Origin of the sequence: Salinispirillum sp. LH 10-3-1, assembly GCF_030643825.1 — a bacterium.
GTDB lineage: Bacteria > Pseudomonadota > Gammaproteobacteria > Pseudomonadales > Natronospirillaceae > Salinispirillum.
The window spans coordinates 538302-552448 of the sequence record NZ_CP101717.1 but is presented as its reverse complement, the minus strand read 5'-3'; the positions used below and the strand labels follow the sequence as shown (position 1 = coordinate 552448).

12 protein-coding genes are annotated in these 14147 nt (G+C 54.4%); 8 read left to right on the top strand and 4 right to left on the bottom strand.

Annotated features, from left to right (window positions below; all coding sequences use genetic code 11):
- Positions 1-101: 101 nt before the first annotated feature.
- The 4 genes from NFC81_RS02450 to NFC81_RS02435 all read right to left on the bottom strand — a co-directional run bounded on the left by NFC81_RS02450 (position 102) and on the right by NFC81_RS02435 (position 5577).
- Positions 102-578 carry an Hsp20 family protein gene (locus NFC81_RS02450; RefSeq protein ID WP_304995952.1) on the bottom strand — a complete coding sequence of 159 codons (477 nt, stop codon included), beginning with the start codon at positions 576-578 and terminating at the stop codon, positions 102-104.
- Positions 579-863: 285 nt separating this feature from the next.
- Positions 864-1178 carry a hypothetical protein gene (locus NFC81_RS02445; protein ID WP_304995951.1) on the bottom strand — a complete coding sequence of 105 codons (315 nt, stop codon included), beginning with the start codon at positions 1176-1178 and terminating at the stop codon, positions 864-866.
- Between the two features lie 92 nt (positions 1179-1270).
- On the bottom strand, positions 1271-1768 hold the full coding sequence (locus NFC81_RS02440) for a hypothetical protein (RefSeq protein WP_304995950.1): 498 nt from the start codon (positions 1766-1768) through the stop codon (positions 1271-1273).
- Between the two features lie 368 nt (positions 1769-2136).
- Positions 2137-5577 carry a hemagglutinin repeat-containing protein gene (locus tag NFC81_RS02435; RefSeq protein WP_304995949.1) on the bottom strand — a complete coding sequence of 1147 codons (3441 nt, stop codon included), beginning with the start codon at positions 5575-5577 and terminating at the stop codon, positions 2137-2139.
- Between the two features lie 34 nt (positions 5578-5611).
- Between NFC81_RS02435 and NFC81_RS02430 the strand changes: the two genes are divergently transcribed.
- From NFC81_RS02430 to NFC81_RS02395, 8 genes are all read left to right on the top strand, one after another.
- Positions 5612-5824: a TraY domain-containing protein gene (locus NFC81_RS02430; RefSeq protein ID WP_304995948.1), complete on the top strand. Its 213-nt coding sequence runs from the start codon at positions 5612-5614 to the stop codon at positions 5822-5824.
- Positions 5808-6074 (top strand): type II toxin-antitoxin system RelE/ParE family toxin, encoded by a 267-nt coding sequence (locus NFC81_RS02425; protein ID WP_304995947.1) that lies wholly within the window; start codon positions 5808-5810, stop codon positions 6072-6074. Before NFC81_RS02430 ends, NFC81_RS02425 begins: the two co-directional genes overlap by 17 nt.
- A 356-nt stretch (positions 6075-6430) precedes the next feature.
- A complete protein-coding gene (mnmH, locus tag NFC81_RS02420; protein WP_304995946.1) occupies positions 6431-7522 on the top strand; it encodes a tRNA 2-selenouridine(34) synthase MnmH in 1092 nt (363 codons plus the stop codon).
- On the top strand, positions 7519-9717 hold the full coding sequence (selD, locus tag NFC81_RS02415; protein ID WP_304995945.1) for a selenide, water dikinase SelD: 2199 nt from the start codon (positions 7519-7521) through the stop codon (positions 9715-9717). Before mnmH ends, selD begins: the two co-directional genes overlap by 4 nt.
- A gap of 14 nt (positions 9718-9731) precedes the next feature.
- A complete protein-coding gene (locus NFC81_RS02410) occupies positions 9732-10364 on the top strand; it encodes a bifunctional 4-hydroxy-2-oxoglutarate aldolase/2-dehydro-3-deoxy-phosphogluconate aldolase (protein WP_304995944.1) in 633 nt (210 codons plus the stop codon).
- A 52-nt stretch (positions 10365-10416) separates the two neighbouring features.
- Positions 10417-11802: a TldD/PmbA family protein gene (locus NFC81_RS02405; protein WP_304995943.1), complete on the top strand. Its 1386-nt coding sequence runs from the start codon at positions 10417-10419 to the stop codon at positions 11800-11802.
- Positions 11802-13130 carry a metallopeptidase TldD-related protein gene (locus tag NFC81_RS02400; protein ID WP_304995942.1) on the top strand — a complete coding sequence of 443 codons (1329 nt, stop codon included), beginning with the start codon at positions 11802-11804 and terminating at the stop codon, positions 13128-13130. The genes NFC81_RS02405 and NFC81_RS02400 overlap by 1 nt, the downstream gene beginning before the upstream one ends.
- Positions 13131-13338: 208 nt before the next feature.
- Positions 13339-14013 (top strand): MaoC family dehydratase, encoded by a 675-nt coding sequence (locus NFC81_RS02395; RefSeq protein ID WP_304995941.1) that lies wholly within the window; start codon positions 13339-13341, stop codon positions 14011-14013.
- The last annotated feature ends 134 nt before the right edge of the window (positions 14014-14147 follow it).

Sequence of the window (14147 nt, the reverse complement as noted above, 5' to 3'; positions counted from 1 at the left end):
GCGCAAGCGTGTCAGTGGCAGTGTTTTTTCGAGCGGATTCTCGGGCAAACACAAAAAAGGCAGCTCAACGCTGCCTTTTCTTCTACCGAGCCAACCTTTGTTTAGGCAGCTTTTTCCTTGTCATTCTTGTGCTCTAGCACCTTCGCACGCTCTGTACTACCGGAATTGATAGCGATGCTCCGGGGTTTCATTTCTTCCGGCACTTCTTTGTACAGTGCCACCGTCAGCAAGCCATTGTTCAAACTGGCTCCCGCGACCTTGATGTGGTCGGCCAAATTGAAACGCCGCTCGAACGAACGAAACGCGATGCCTTGGTGCAGGAACTTGCGTGCTTCAGCGTCGCCGCCTTTTTTGCCGCGCACGGTCAGCACACCGCCTTCGACCTGGATGTCCAGCTCGTCTTCTGCAAAACCCGCTACCGCCAAGGTAACGCCGTATTCGTCGTCACCGGTTACCTCGATGTTGTAAGGCGGGTAGCCTGCGGACTGGTCGGCGCGCATTGCGCTGTCGATCATGTTTGCCAAACGGTCAAAGCCCACACTGCTGCGATACAGGGGAGTGAGATCAATCGTTGCCATGGTGTTATCCTCCAAAAGAAGCAATAAAGTTCATAGTCTGTAGGTAAGCTGCTCAACTCTGTGACACAGCGCCTACAAGGTATATGTATGAGCGATCAATGCTTCTTCAAGGGATGAAATTTGTAAATTTTTTGTGGAGTTTTGGAGCTGTTGTAAGGGTTACAACAGCAGCGGTGCCTGCATTGGAAACGATCTCTCGTTTCTCGTTGAGCATCTTTCGACAGACACCGCTGCTGAGTAGGTGAGCTTCTAGGGCAGCACTGGGGAAAGCTCCCCCTAACGTATTTAGCCAGATTCAGACGCTGAGTCTGCTGACACCGCCACGTCACTGTTGGTTGCTAACTCTTGATAATGAGCTTGTTCCATAATGATAATTTTCAGACTGGAAAAGCTGCCCGAACCAAGCACCCAATTGACAGCCAAAGCCAAGCCTATGAAGGACAGCGACAACTGAATAAACAGAGCCAGCCAAGGATTAGTTATCATCAACTGCCCTAGGATGACACCCGGGATCGCCCCAATAATTAACCAGCGCCAAAACAACGCCCATCCGAGCGCCAGCACCATACTAAAATCAAAAGAAATCTCGTTCTTTATCATCACTTTCTCCTACTTGTTGTCATGACTTCCTTAGAAGTAAAAAAGCACTTTTCAAACACCGTCTCAAGATGCCAATGTGACCAACCTTTTGGCTACCAACAGTACCCATGTATTTCACAGAACATGCTCTGTTGTGCTCCCTCTGGAGGGTCGAACTGATAAGCACCAGGCATAATGATCAGTGACTGCCACGTGGGCTCCAACCAGCGATCTAGGCGATCCAATTGTTCATCTATGGCATTGGGATTGGAGGCCAATTCCTGACCGGATATTCCGAAGCGGGTCCTAATAAAAAAAACAACATTGCGGCCATCAACAAGCCGAAAGGGGCACCCATAAACAACGTTAAAACCGGTATTTTCTGCCCTTACAGTGACCACCTGTTCGTCTTCATTCCAGTCAGCCGTGCCACTGCGTGTATAAACCGAGCGTCGGCAATAAAAACCTTCAGCGCCCTTCGTCATGTAGTCTGTAAACAGTCCTTGAGGGTAGCCCAGCCGATACCAATCCTTTCCTTGAATTTCATGCTCCTTGGGGACGTAAGGCAAACGTAAGCCGATCTCGGGAACAATATCCTTATACCACGGCACTCCCGCCCATGCAGCAGGGCGCCCCTCTAACGCGCTACGAACACCTACCGCATTTAGCCATGTCCAATCTAAAGTAATTGAATTATGGAAATCACTGACACCATAAGCAGTGATATAACCTCTATTTTTATCTGGCTCATACTTACCAAACAGAACTCAGCGACTCTCAGTGTAGTTCCAGTCCACGTCGACTGGGGGAACAAATGAAAATACAAACTCCCCTCCTCTTGGCCTCGGATAAGTGATATCTGGGTCATAACCAGCCGTGACCACTAGACGCTCTCCGGTGTCAGCAGCTATATATCGAGTACCCGCACAACCCGCTAACAACAAAGGGATAATACAAGCGAAAATCCACTGTTTACGCATCATTGAGTCTCCTGCGGTTGAGCACCACACTGAGCCCCCAAACAATTGTAATTGGAGTGAGGTGAACCAGAACTAAACAGGTTGAACAGTTTATCGATGTTTGAGCCATTGTTACCCGGCGCTGGGGTAGAAATAGTGGGTAAGTCAACAACAGGTGCTTGGCTGTATACAAATTGATTCATTCCGCCATCCTCATGCGTCACTATATTTACCTGCCCACCCACCAGATCTTTGATGTAGACGCCATAGTTACCACCCAGCACCTCACCCACAAAATCCCCTGGGTTGGTTGACGATACGTTTAGCTGAATTCCCGCAGGACTTAGAATACGATTAAGATCTAGACTGTTGACTGGCGAACCATAAGAGGCATAGGTAATGTTTGTGTTTTGTATGTCGAAATCGACGTTTGCAGTATTATTGTTTCCAACGTTCGCCAACAGACCACTGTAGGCCAGTAAATTCGCCTGAGAATGGTGGGCAAAGTTGGCTCCATTTTCTCCCTGTGCTTCCGCCACGTCCGACATAAATTGTCCAGTTTGGCGCGCAACGGAAGTGGACAGGAAACTCCAACCAGTTAGATTTACTAAGGCGTCAACGCCACTTTCAGCAAGGTCGGCAACCATACCACGAGTCGGATTGTAATTCTGTGTGAACAATATCTCCTGATCCGGATCCCCGTTCAACAAATCATGTGTCTGCGTCATGCCGTTGAAGATAGCAGCCGATTCCGTATTACGTATGCCATTGGTCGCATTTTGAAATGTTGATGTTTCTGGCGTGATGTCGAGCGTGGACGTGCTTACCATAATACCTGCAAGCTCTGCTTGCTTGGCGGGTGACAAGAAGCTGTATCCGGGCATCTCTTCGATACTGACCCAACCGAGCTCAGGATTTGCTTTCACATAGTCACTGTCAGATGACACAACAACCATATTACGCTGGTTGATATCATCAGCCCCCAATAGAATGGGTGCTTGGTTCATCAAGCCTCCGTTGTTCAATGTCGTTGGGATTAAGCCCCCAAAACCAATGATATTTTCAACATTCTCATTGCCCCCGCTGATTATATGCACTCCTTCTCCTACCGCATTACCGACCAATTGAACATCTCGGCCGGCTCCATTAGCTGCAGTCAGGGTGTTGGAGGCTAGACTGAGTTGATCATCAATAATCGTGCTCCAGCCCTCGACAGTTAATTGGCTGTATTCCAGAGTGGCACTGGCATCCAACCCACCGGTCTGTTGATCACGGGTGGTGATATGCGCATCTGCTATATCCCGGTTCAGGTTGGCGGGGGCGTTACTGTCGTCCAGTGTTTCCCCACCCACTTGAACATTACCTAGGCCCAAGGTAGCTTGTGTTTGGCCTTCGGTGATGTGTCCGGCATTTTGTGCGCCGACAGTCGTGCTGGACTGCCCAAAGTTCATATTGGTGCCAACTTGCTGATTACTGCTGCGGTTGTCTAAGTCAGAGACGGACAAGGTGTTAGTGGTCAGGTTAAGTTGACCATGATCGACCAGTTCGCCGTTTTCGTTGCGAGTAGCGTTGGCGACTAAGCCGCCAACGAGGTTGGTGTGGTCTGCGGTGATCTGGCTGTTGGCCCCGTCGGCGATCAACAGTTGGGTCTGATTACCCACTTGATTACCGTTGCTAGAACCCATCCCCGCATTCACACCGATGCTGTTAACGCCGCTGGAGCCTACACCGACATTGCCACCAATACTGCCGTTAGCACTGCGGTGGGTGTCTTGCAGGCTTTCAATGTGCAAGTTGCCAACATCCATATTGGCGGTTTGCGCTTGCAGTTCGGCACCGATCAGCGAGAAGGTGTCGCTGTTGCTTTCGAGATGGCCAACATTTAAGCGACTGTTGACATATTGTGTACTGTCACTGCTGCTGGTCGCAGCGTTTGCACCAGCGCTACCACTCAACCCTACGTTGCTACGTGTGCTGTAACTCATGCTAGCGTTCACGCTACTGGATTCAGTTTGAGTGCTGCTGGTATTTACCCCTGCGGTGAAGCTGGTGTTGGTGCTGTTCAAGCTGGCCAGCCCGGCAGCGATGTCACTGCCCTGGAAGGTGGCGTTCTCGCCAGACACGGTCAGGCTACCGGCTTGGATGCTAGAGCCCTGCCACACCCCTTGCGTGCTTTGGCTGTAGCTGCTGCTGTGCGATACTTCAGCGTTGACGCTCGCATAAAATCCTGTGCCGCCAGTCGCAGCTGACGTCGCTGCGCTAGCAATGGTAGTACCCGCAGCAATTTGTGCCTGCGCTAAGCCTGCCACGGCAGTGGCATGATTGATTTTATAGTCGCGCAAGGCGCTTTCAGTGATTTCGCCACGCTCAAAACGTCTTTCAGCCTCTTTCAGGGCGCTATTGGCACGTTCGACGGCTTTGTACGCGCTATTGACGTTGGCGGCTGCATTGTAGGCGTCAACATAGGCATTACGCACGCCCACTGTTAAAGAGGTAACTTCTGTTTCCGTTTCGGTTTCATTTACGAAGGTCGCTTGCTGACCACCCACGAGCACATCACCTTCAGCCTGCACATACAAAGTACCATCCGCTTGTACTTCGGCCGCACGGGCATGAAAGTCATTGCCCGCTACGAAGGCAGCATTCCCGCCGCTGCTGATTTGTGTGCCAATTTCATCGCTGGCTTCTGCCCGAGCCACCATTTGGCCTTGTTCTGAGGTGACGTACAAACCTGCTTGTTGACCTATTTCTGTGCTGGTGTATGTTGCTGTGGTTGTTCGTGTGGCTGTGAATCCCGCAAAAGTCCCAGAGCTATTTTGCTCGGTACTGCCGCCGCTACCATGGGCTACCGTTGTGATAACGTTTAGGTCATTACCAACATCCAACACCATAACGTTCTCGGCCACTACACGACCACCAGTGACGTTGAGGTCTTCCTCTGTGGTGATAAAGACACGGCTACCGCCGATATCACCACCGTTGTTGTGCAGGTTGTCTGCGTCTATTTGCAGTGTTTCTTTCGCCAGAATGGTACCGCTGTTGGTGAGATCTCCTTCGAGATCAATCTCGACATTACGGCCAGCCAGCAATGTGCCACCTATGTCTAAGTCACCGTCTCGCACTACTGTGTATACGCGTGGTACCAACACCGTTTCAATCCGGCCATCTGGCAAGGCCACTTGTTGCTCTACTAACCAAACGATGTCGGTGGTGAGTGCGGCGACCTGAGAGGCGGTAAGGGCAATGCCGGGGCGGAGTTGGTGCGCTTGAGCAAATGTGACACCTGCATTCATCAGGTTTCTGTATTGTTCTTCGTCATTGTTGTTATTGCCCAAGAACCGCTGACCGGTTTGGGTAATAATCTGCTCGCGAACCATCTGTTGTTCATAGAAACCATCACCCAAGCGCTTTTGGACTGTTTTTGCTATACCTATAATCGCTGGCGTCGTGACCAAGACCATGCTACGTTATACATGTATAGCAATGGAGGTTATCATGCTTGCTATCAGACTCCCTGATGACGTTGAAGCCCGCCTAGCCGCCCTCGCTGCTAAGACCGGGCGCACCAAGACCTTTTACGCCAAGGAAGCCATCCTTGAGCACTTGGACGATTTGGAAGACAAATACTTGGCCATCAACCGCCTAGAGAACCCCGGCAAGCGCTGGACATTAGACGAGATGGAGCAGACTCTTGACGAGGACCGTTGAGTTTGATGACGCGGCTGCCAGGGAGCTGCGCAAGCTCGACCGCCAGGCCCAACAGGAGATTCTTCGCTACTTCCGTGAGCGCATTGCCACTGATGAAGATCCCCGCCGCTTTGGTAAGCCATTGTCCCGTGATCTAGCGGGATTGTGGCGTTACCGCGTTCGCACCTACCGCATGATCTGCAACATAGAAGATGACAAGCTGGTCGTATTGGTCCTGCGAATTGGCCACCGTAAAGACATCTACGAGTAACCTCTTTCTTTTAGCCGCCCATGCCGTCGTGCGGCACCAGTGATTCTTGACCAGTACACTTGCAAGGTGGCATTGAGAAACAATCAGGCTACCGGCTTGGAGGTAGTGTTCAGAATTCTGTGTCATTTCTTTATCCTATGCGAAAGAGATATGACCTATAACAAAACCCATCTTCTATATGGAAGCCGCCATGCAAGCTCTGCGTGACGGCAAAGACCTCACCAGTAAGGACGGCATCCTGGCCCGGCTTATAAATGTAGGGATACCGTGTCTAGCAAATTAGTGGCGATTCACTTCATGGTCCATTGCCCTTTTAAGCTACACTACCTTACCGCCCTGCCTAGGAGAACTGCCGCTTGCGCGCCAACACAGAGGATTACCGGTCGCTGTTCCTTAAGAACGTGCCACTCATGGATGTGCGCGCCCCTGTCGAGTTCGCGCAAGGCGCGTTCCCGAACGCCATTAACCTGCCATTGCTTGACGACCAACAGCGGCACGACATCGGTCTGCGTTATAAAGAACAGGGCGAACAAGCCGCCATAGCGCTCGGTAACGAACTGGCGACCGAGACCATCCGTACGCAGCGCCTCACCGCATGGAAAGACTTTATAACGAAGCACCCGGAAGGCTATTTGTACTGCTTTCGTGGTGGCTTGCGCTCACGCACCACGCAACGTTGGTTGCACGAAAACGGTATTGATTACCCGTTGGTGGTCGGTGGCTATAAAGCCATGCGACGCTTTCTCTTGGAGTCGTTACGCCAACACATCGCTGTAGGGCAGGCGCGCGTAATAACGGGGCCGACTGGCAGTGGCAAAACCGAGTTGATTCATGCCTGGCCACACAGCTTGGATCTTGAAGGTCTGGCGCGTCATCGAGGCAGCGCTTTCGGTGGCACCTTTGTCACACAGCCCGCACAAATAGACTGGGAGAACGCTTTGGCCGTTCAGTGGTTGCAACACGCGCACCAGCATTCGACACCGGTTCTGTTGGAAGATGAGTCACGCCTAATTGGACGGGTGTTTGTGCCGCCCGAGTTGCAAGCCTTACTGCAACAGGCACCGGCATTGCGCTTGGAGGTACCCTTGTCGGCACGCATTCAACGGTTACGGCACGATTACGTACAAGAAGCACTGACTCACCTGCAACAGCAAGACGCTGAACGGTGCTGGACAGCGCTGGAAGACTACATCGGTGGTCATCTGCAGCGCATTCGTAAACGCCTGGGTGGCGAACGCCTCGACCGCTTAATGTTGTTGCTTCCCGAAGCCGTCGCCGCCTTACGTGATCATCAAGACTGGGGCGGTTTCGACACCCTGATTCGTATTCTTCTAACGGAATACTACGACCCAACCTATGAGTATTTGATGCAAAAAGCCCAGCGCCCGGTGGTTGCCCGTGGTGGCCATGAAGACTTGTTACACTGGTTACAGCAGGCCGACCAATGATCGAACGCGATTTGGTCTTATTAGGCGGTGGCCACACCCACGCCTTGCTGATCCGCAAGCTCGCCATGCAGCCTATTCCCAATGTACGGGTGACGTTGATTTCCGACGGCGGCACCACGCCGTATTCGGGCATGCTGCCGGGCCTGATCGCCGGGCATTATGACCTCGACGACATCCTGATTGATCTTAACCAACTGTGCCGCAAGGCCAACGTGCGGTTCATACCGGGCCGAGTGGTCGGATTGAATCTGTCTGAAAAGCACGTACAGGTGGATGGCTGGCCGGACATCCGCTTCGACCGCTTGTCCATCGATACCGGCGCAACCCCGAGCACAGCAATTCCCGGCTCCACCGAACACGCGGTGGGCGTTAAGCCGGTGAGTGGTTTGTACGAACGCTGGCAAAACCTGATGACGCACGCCCCTACCTCTTCGGAACCCCAACACTGGGCAGTAGTCGGTGCAGGCGCAGGCGGTGTTGAATTGGTGTTAGCCATGGCGCATCGCTTTGCTACAGGCGATACCGGCACCACAGCAAAAAGCACTGCAAGCAAGCCCTCGGCGGATTGGCATCTGGTGTTCAGTGGCGACAGCATCCTTCCCGGCTATCCCAAGCGCCTGCAACGCATTGCCCAACGGGCGCTTGATAACGCACAAATCACCTGTCACGCGCAGTTTCGTGTGCAACAGATTGATGCAGAAGGGATTCAGGCCGAAGACGGCCGTTATTTGCGCCTGCAACAAACCTTGCTGTGTACGCCAGCGGGTGCACCACAGTGGCCGGCAGACGCCGGATTAGACACCGCCAGGGGCGGCTTTATTGCGGTGAACGAGTATCTGCAAAGCACCTCGCACCCTGAAGTGTTTGCGGCCGGTGACGTCGCGGAAATGGTCAATGACCCGCGCCCCAAAGCCGGGGTGTACGCCGTGCGCCAAGCGCGCTTTCTGCACGAGAACCTGCGCCGGGCGTTCGCCGGTGAACCCTTGCAGCCCATCCGCTTACAACGGCAGTTTCTCTCGTTGTTGGCGCTGGGTGGCAAAACCGCCGTGGGGCGACGCGGCCCGATAACACTGCATGGTGATTGGGTGTGGCGCTGGAAGGATCGCATCGACCGTGACTTTATGGCGCTGTTCACGCACCGCATGAAGGCCATGGCTATGACCGCGCCCGACATGAGTGCCCCGCACTGCGCGGGCTGCGGCAGCAAGTTAGGCCCAGAATTACTGGCCGACACCCTGCATCGTTTGCCGGTGCACAAATCCGTCCACGTCAGCCCTGCGTTGTCGCAGGCGGAAGACGCCGCGAACTGGCAACCCACACCCGGCGCCATCAGCCTACAAAGCATGGACGGCTTTCGGGCCTTTTCGACCGACCTGTATCGCTTTGGTAAGGTGAGTGTACTGCACGCACTCAGCGACCTGTACGCCATGGGTGCCAAACCAGTGCTGGCACAGGTGTGGGCGAATATGGCGTTTGCCCACCCTCGCTTGCAGGAGCGCGACTTCGCGGTATTGATGCAGGGCATTGCCGAACAATTGGTGGAAGAAGCCACGGTGCTCGCCGGCGGACACAGCACCGAAGGTGCCGAAACCCACCTCAGCCTCAGCGTTACGGGCGAAGCAGATGCGGCCGCGCTGTGGCGCAAGCAAGGGGCGCAACCGGGCGATGTACTGGTGCTGACCAAGCCGCTCGGTACGGGCGTTATTTTAGCCGCCGACATGAGCGGACAAGCACCGTGGTCTGCAATGCAAGCAGCGTGGTGCAGCATGTTACAGTCCAACCGCATTGCCATGACGCGTTTACAGTCGATCCATCCGCACGCCGTTACCGATGTCACGGGCTTTGGTTTGCTTGGTCATGCCCTTGAAATGTTGAGTGACGATACTTTGGCGTTGCAACTGGACGGCCATGCCATTCCGGCGTTACCCGGTGCATTGGAACTATTGCAGGCTGGCCATGCGTCGTCTCTGGTGCCGCAGCTTATGCCGTTGCTCAATCGATGCTCGCTCGATCTGCCCGCCAATGATCCGCGCATTGGCTTGCTGCTCGACCCGCAAACCTCTGGTGGCTTGTTAGTGGCTTTACCTTCTGAGGCCACACAACAGTTGGTGCAGCAATTGCCGTCGGCCCAGATTATCGGTAGATTTGTGGCTCGCGCAGCCGACCAAGCAGCCTTGGTTGTCAGCTCATCCTAAGGACAAACCTTATTATGACCAAACGCTTAACGACTCACGACATTCTGGCTCAAGCACGCCCGGTTATTCCGGTACTTGCCGTGCAGCATCTGGACGATGCCATTCCCCTAGCTGAAGCGCTGCGCGATGGCGGCCTGACCGTATTGGAAGTGACGCTGCGCACTCCGGCTGCACTGGACATCATCAAAGCCATGAAAAGTGTGCCCGGTATTTTAGTGGGCGCCGGAACGGTCACCAAACCACGGCAATTGCTGCCCGTCGCCGAGCATGGTGCAGATTTTGTGGTGAGCCCCGGCATCAGCGACAGCCTCCTGCTCGCGGCACGGGAGTTTAGCCTGCCGTTTCTGCCGGGCGTGGCCACCGCATCTGAATTGATGCAAGCCATTGATATGGGCCATCGCTGCTGTAAATTCTTTCCTGCCGAGGTGGCGGGCGGCACCGCCATGTTGAAAAGCCTCAGTGGCCCTTTTCCTGACATTACCTTCTGCCCCACCGGCGGGATTGGCCCTCATAACATGGCTGAGTACCTAGCGTTGCCTAATGTGCTGTGTGTTGGCGGTAGCTGGATCGTACCCCCAGAACTCCTGGAAAAACGCGACTGGGCAGGCATTACGGCATTAGCCAAAAAAGCGTCAAGAATGGACTGACGCGTCCGATCACGCGTATCCTTGTGATCTTCGATCAAAAGGAGTTTCCATCATGCTGGATACCACCATCGCCCGCACTGTGCTTGATCACGCACTGTCTTTGGGTGCCGATTTCGCCGATCTATTTGTCGAGCGGCAACAACGCCAGAACCTCAGCACACTGCTGGATAAAGTCGAAAATGTGCAGTCCGGCCTAGAGTTTGGCATCGGTGTGCGCCTCGTCTTTGGCAATAAGGTGCTGTACGGCTACACCAACCAAGCCTCCGCTGATGTGCTGCGCGACGTCGTCAGCAAGCTGGCGGCGAAAGACCGCCGCGACCCGGTAAATACGGCGATTGCATTCGACTACCGCGTGCCGACCAATCACCATCCGGCACGCGCGCCTTTAAGTGCCGATGCCGCACTGCAAGCAAAGATCGATTTTTTGCGCCAAGCAGATCTAGCGGCGCGCCAAGGCGGCGACCAGATCAGCCGCACCATGGGCTTCTTACTGCAGCGCGAACAGCAGATCGAAATTTTTAACAGCGAAGGCCTGCACACCGCCGACACTCGCAATTACTGCCGCGTTGGCATTACTGCCGTGGCTATGGACGGTGATCTTCAGGCCACCGGCAGTGAAAATATCGGTGGTTTGGTCGGTTGGGAACTGCATCAACAAGACGACCCTGCCCGACTGGGCGACGAAGCGCGTCGTCAGGCCTTGGTGAATCTGGGTGCGAAGCCTTGTCCGTCCGGTCACATGCCGGTTGTTATTGGCAACGGCTTTGGCGGTGTCATCTTCCACGAAGCCTGTGGGCATTTGTTGGAAACCACCGCCGTGGCGAAGAAAGCTTCCGTCTTTCACGACCAAATGGGCGAAATGATCGCGCACCCTGCGGTGAGCGCAGTCGACGATGGCACCATCGATAACGCTTGGGGCTCGATCAATATCGACGACGAGGGCATGGAAACCCAGCACACCCAGCTGATCAAAGAAGGCCGTCTGACCGGCTTTTTGGTGGATCGCGTCGGTAGCCAGCAGACCGGTTTTGCACGCACTGGGTCTGGTCGTCGGGAAAGCTATCGCTACGCGCCTGCTTCACGCATGCGCAACACCTTCATCGAAGCGGGCAACGACCACTTTGACGATATGATCGCCAGCATGGACAAAGGCATTTACGCCGCGCGCATGGGCGGTGGCTCGGTTCAGCCGGGTACGGGCGAGTTTAACTTCGCGGTTACCGAAGGCTATTACGTCGAGAACGGCAAAATTCAATACCCGGTGAAATCCGCTACGCTGATCAGCACGGGGCCAAAGGTGCTGAAAGAAATCAGCATGGTGGGGTCTGACTTGGCTCTGGCGTGCGGCATGTGCGGTTCGGTCAGTGGTGCGGTACCCACCACCGTGGGGCAGCCCGCCCTAAAAGTGAACAATATTCTGGTGGGAGGGAACGCCTAATGACCATGCCAACATTCGCCAGCACAGTATTGGACCGCGCTCGAGCAGCCGGTGCCGAAGCCGACCTGATTGTCGACGCTAAAGAATCGTTGTCGCTGAAAGCCCGTGACGGAGCGCTGGAAGAACAAGCCGTCAGCGCCACGCGCATTCTGGGCTTGCGTGTCATTAAGGACCAACAGGTTGGGATCGCTTACAGCGAAGCCACCGACGACGACGCACTTGGCCAGCTGGTTGATCAGGCGTTATTAAACGCCCGGTTCAGCAAACCTGAGCCGAACGAGCTGATCCCCGCCAACCGTCAAACCTTGCAGACCGACAACGCGCAACTGTGCCCGGACTCGAATTTCAGCCCGGAGCAACGCATTGAGTTGGCGCTATACCTAGAGCGTACCTTAGCGAGCAAGCCACAGATACGTAATGTGCCCTACAACGGCGTGATGGAAGTCATCAGCCAGCATCAGGTGTTCTCGACACAGGGTTTGAGTGCCTCCAGTCGGCAACGCATCAATCACCTGTACGCCTATGCGTTAGCCGCAGACGGCGAGCTGACGGCCATGGCCGGCAAAGGCCAAGCCGCCCGTTTGGGTGAGCAGCTCAGCGCTGACCAAGTGATTGCCGACGCGCACAGCGAGGCAACTGCCATGCTGCAGGGCAAGTCCGTGCCAAGCGGCCATTATGACGTGATCTTCGACCCTGAATCACAAGCTGAGCTGTTTGATGTTTTCAGTATTATGTTGTCCGGCAAGTCCGCCCAAGACGGCATCAACCCATGGCGCAACCGCCTTGGTAAGCAAGTAGCGGTGGCCGGTTTTGAGCTCAGCGATCAGCCACTCATGACGGACGGGTTCGGTTATGCGCTGTTCGACGCCGAAGGCACTGCGTGCGCCACCACCCCATTGGTGGTTGATGGTGTGTTGCAAACGCTGCTACACAACAGTGTGACCGCGCGGCAGCTTAACGCTGCTAATACCGGACATGCTCAACGTGGGCCTAAATCGCCTTTGAGTGTTGGCGCTCACCAACTGCACATAGCTCCGGGGCAAAGCACCCAAAGTGATCTGACCGGCGGCGAGTATCTTGAACTCACCGACCTGCAAGGTACACACTCAGGCGCCAATGCTATTTCGGGCGATTTCAGTTTCGGCGCCAGTGGCTACCTGTGTCGCAATGGCGAGCGGATACAGCCGGTGCGTGGCATCACGGTGGCAGGCAATTTCTACGACATGCTGAACCGCATCAATGCCATTGGCGACACTGCACGCTGGAATTGGCAGCGCAGCATGCTCATGCCGAGTTTGCGCTTTGCGGATATGTCGATTTCAGGCTGATAAGACGATAGGGGACATTACGTCCCCTTTTTAGCAGCCAACTCGTGGTATGCTCCGCCCGTCAGACAATAGCCTGCCTCATCGTCATGGTCTGTTCCCATTACTCACGACTATCGTGCATAACAAGAGTGATCGAATTTTAACCATCTGTCGTACAATAAATACAACTCGCATCGACTGTAATTTTCTGCGAAACGGATTCCCGGATATGAACGTCATAGATTTAATTAAAGAAAAGAAGGAACGTCTGACTAAAAATCAGGCGGAATTTCGTGACCTGATCGCCCCTCAGTGGCGCGATTATTGGAACGAACTTTGGCAAAGCGCACGCAATCACCAATGGGTGAACTGGGTGCTGGACCAAGACCGCAAAGTCGTTGGCAGCGAACTCGTTGAACTGACGAATTGCGAGCACCCGAAAGCGGAAGCACTGCGAAAACAGCTGCTGAGCCAGCTTGGTGAAGTGGTGTATGTGGGTGATTGGTTGACCGTTGAGCAAGCCCGTGTCAATGCGTTTGCAGAAGTGACCGAAGACCGCCAGTGGATTCATACCGACCCGGTGCGTGCGGAACAAGAATCGCCGTTCAAAGCGACCATTGCGCATGGCTTTTTAACGCTGTCGCTGTTACCTCGCCTGACCAGCTCCATCGACGGCACCGACTCGCACTATGCCGCCGCTCGCATGGTGGTGAATCTGGGCTTGAACAAGGTCCGCTTTCCCTACCCATTAAAAGTGGGTAGCCGTGTGCGGGCTAGCAAGAAGGTGGTCGGTGTTGAAGTGGTGCGGCGCGGTCTGGAAGTGACCGAAGAGATCACTGTAGAGATTGAAAACACCCGCCGCCCGGCTTGCGTGGCCGAGACGGTGGTTAGATTGGTTTTTTAACGCCGCCAGGACGAGACTCCCTAGATTACCTAGAAACGTTACTGGCGACGGACTGGCAAGGCAAAATTAGGTGAGAAGGCGCAGTTTACTGGCGGTAAATGAGCACTTTGAAGCTAATTTTAACGCCGCCAAGG

Excerpts from the sequence above, each read along its gene's own strand:
- NFC81_RS02450 (WP_304995952.1), bottom strand. The coding sequence starts at position 578 with ATGGCAACGATTGATCTCACTCCCCTGTATCGCAGCAGTGTGGGCTTT.
- NFC81_RS02445 (WP_304995951.1), bottom strand. The coding sequence starts at position 1,178 with ATGATAAAGAACGAGATTTCTTTTGATTTTAGTATGGTGCTGGCGCTC.
- NFC81_RS02435 (WP_304995949.1), bottom strand. The coding sequence starts at position 5,577 with ATGGTCTTGGTCACGACGCCAGCGATTATAGGTATAGCAAAAACAGTC.
- NFC81_RS02430 (WP_304995948.1), top strand. The coding sequence starts at position 5,612 with ATGCTTGCTATCAGACTCCCTGATGACGTTGAAGCCCGCCTAGCCGCC.
- selD (WP_304995945.1), top strand. The coding sequence starts at position 7,519 with ATGATCGAACGCGATTTGGTCTTATTAGGCGGTGGCCACACCCACGCC.
- NFC81_RS02410 (WP_304995944.1), top strand. The coding sequence starts at position 9,732 with ATGACCAAACGCTTAACGACTCACGACATTCTGGCTCAAGCACGCCCG.
- NFC81_RS02405 (WP_304995943.1), top strand. The coding sequence starts at position 10,417 with ATGCTGGATACCACCATCGCCCGCACTGTGCTTGATCACGCACTGTCT.
- NFC81_RS02400 (WP_304995942.1), top strand. The coding sequence starts at position 11,802 with ATGACCATGCCAACATTCGCCAGCACAGTATTGGACCGCGCTCGAGCA.
- NFC81_RS02395 (WP_304995941.1), top strand. The coding sequence starts at position 13,339 with ATGAACGTCATAGATTTAATTAAAGAAAAGAAGGAACGTCTGACTAAA.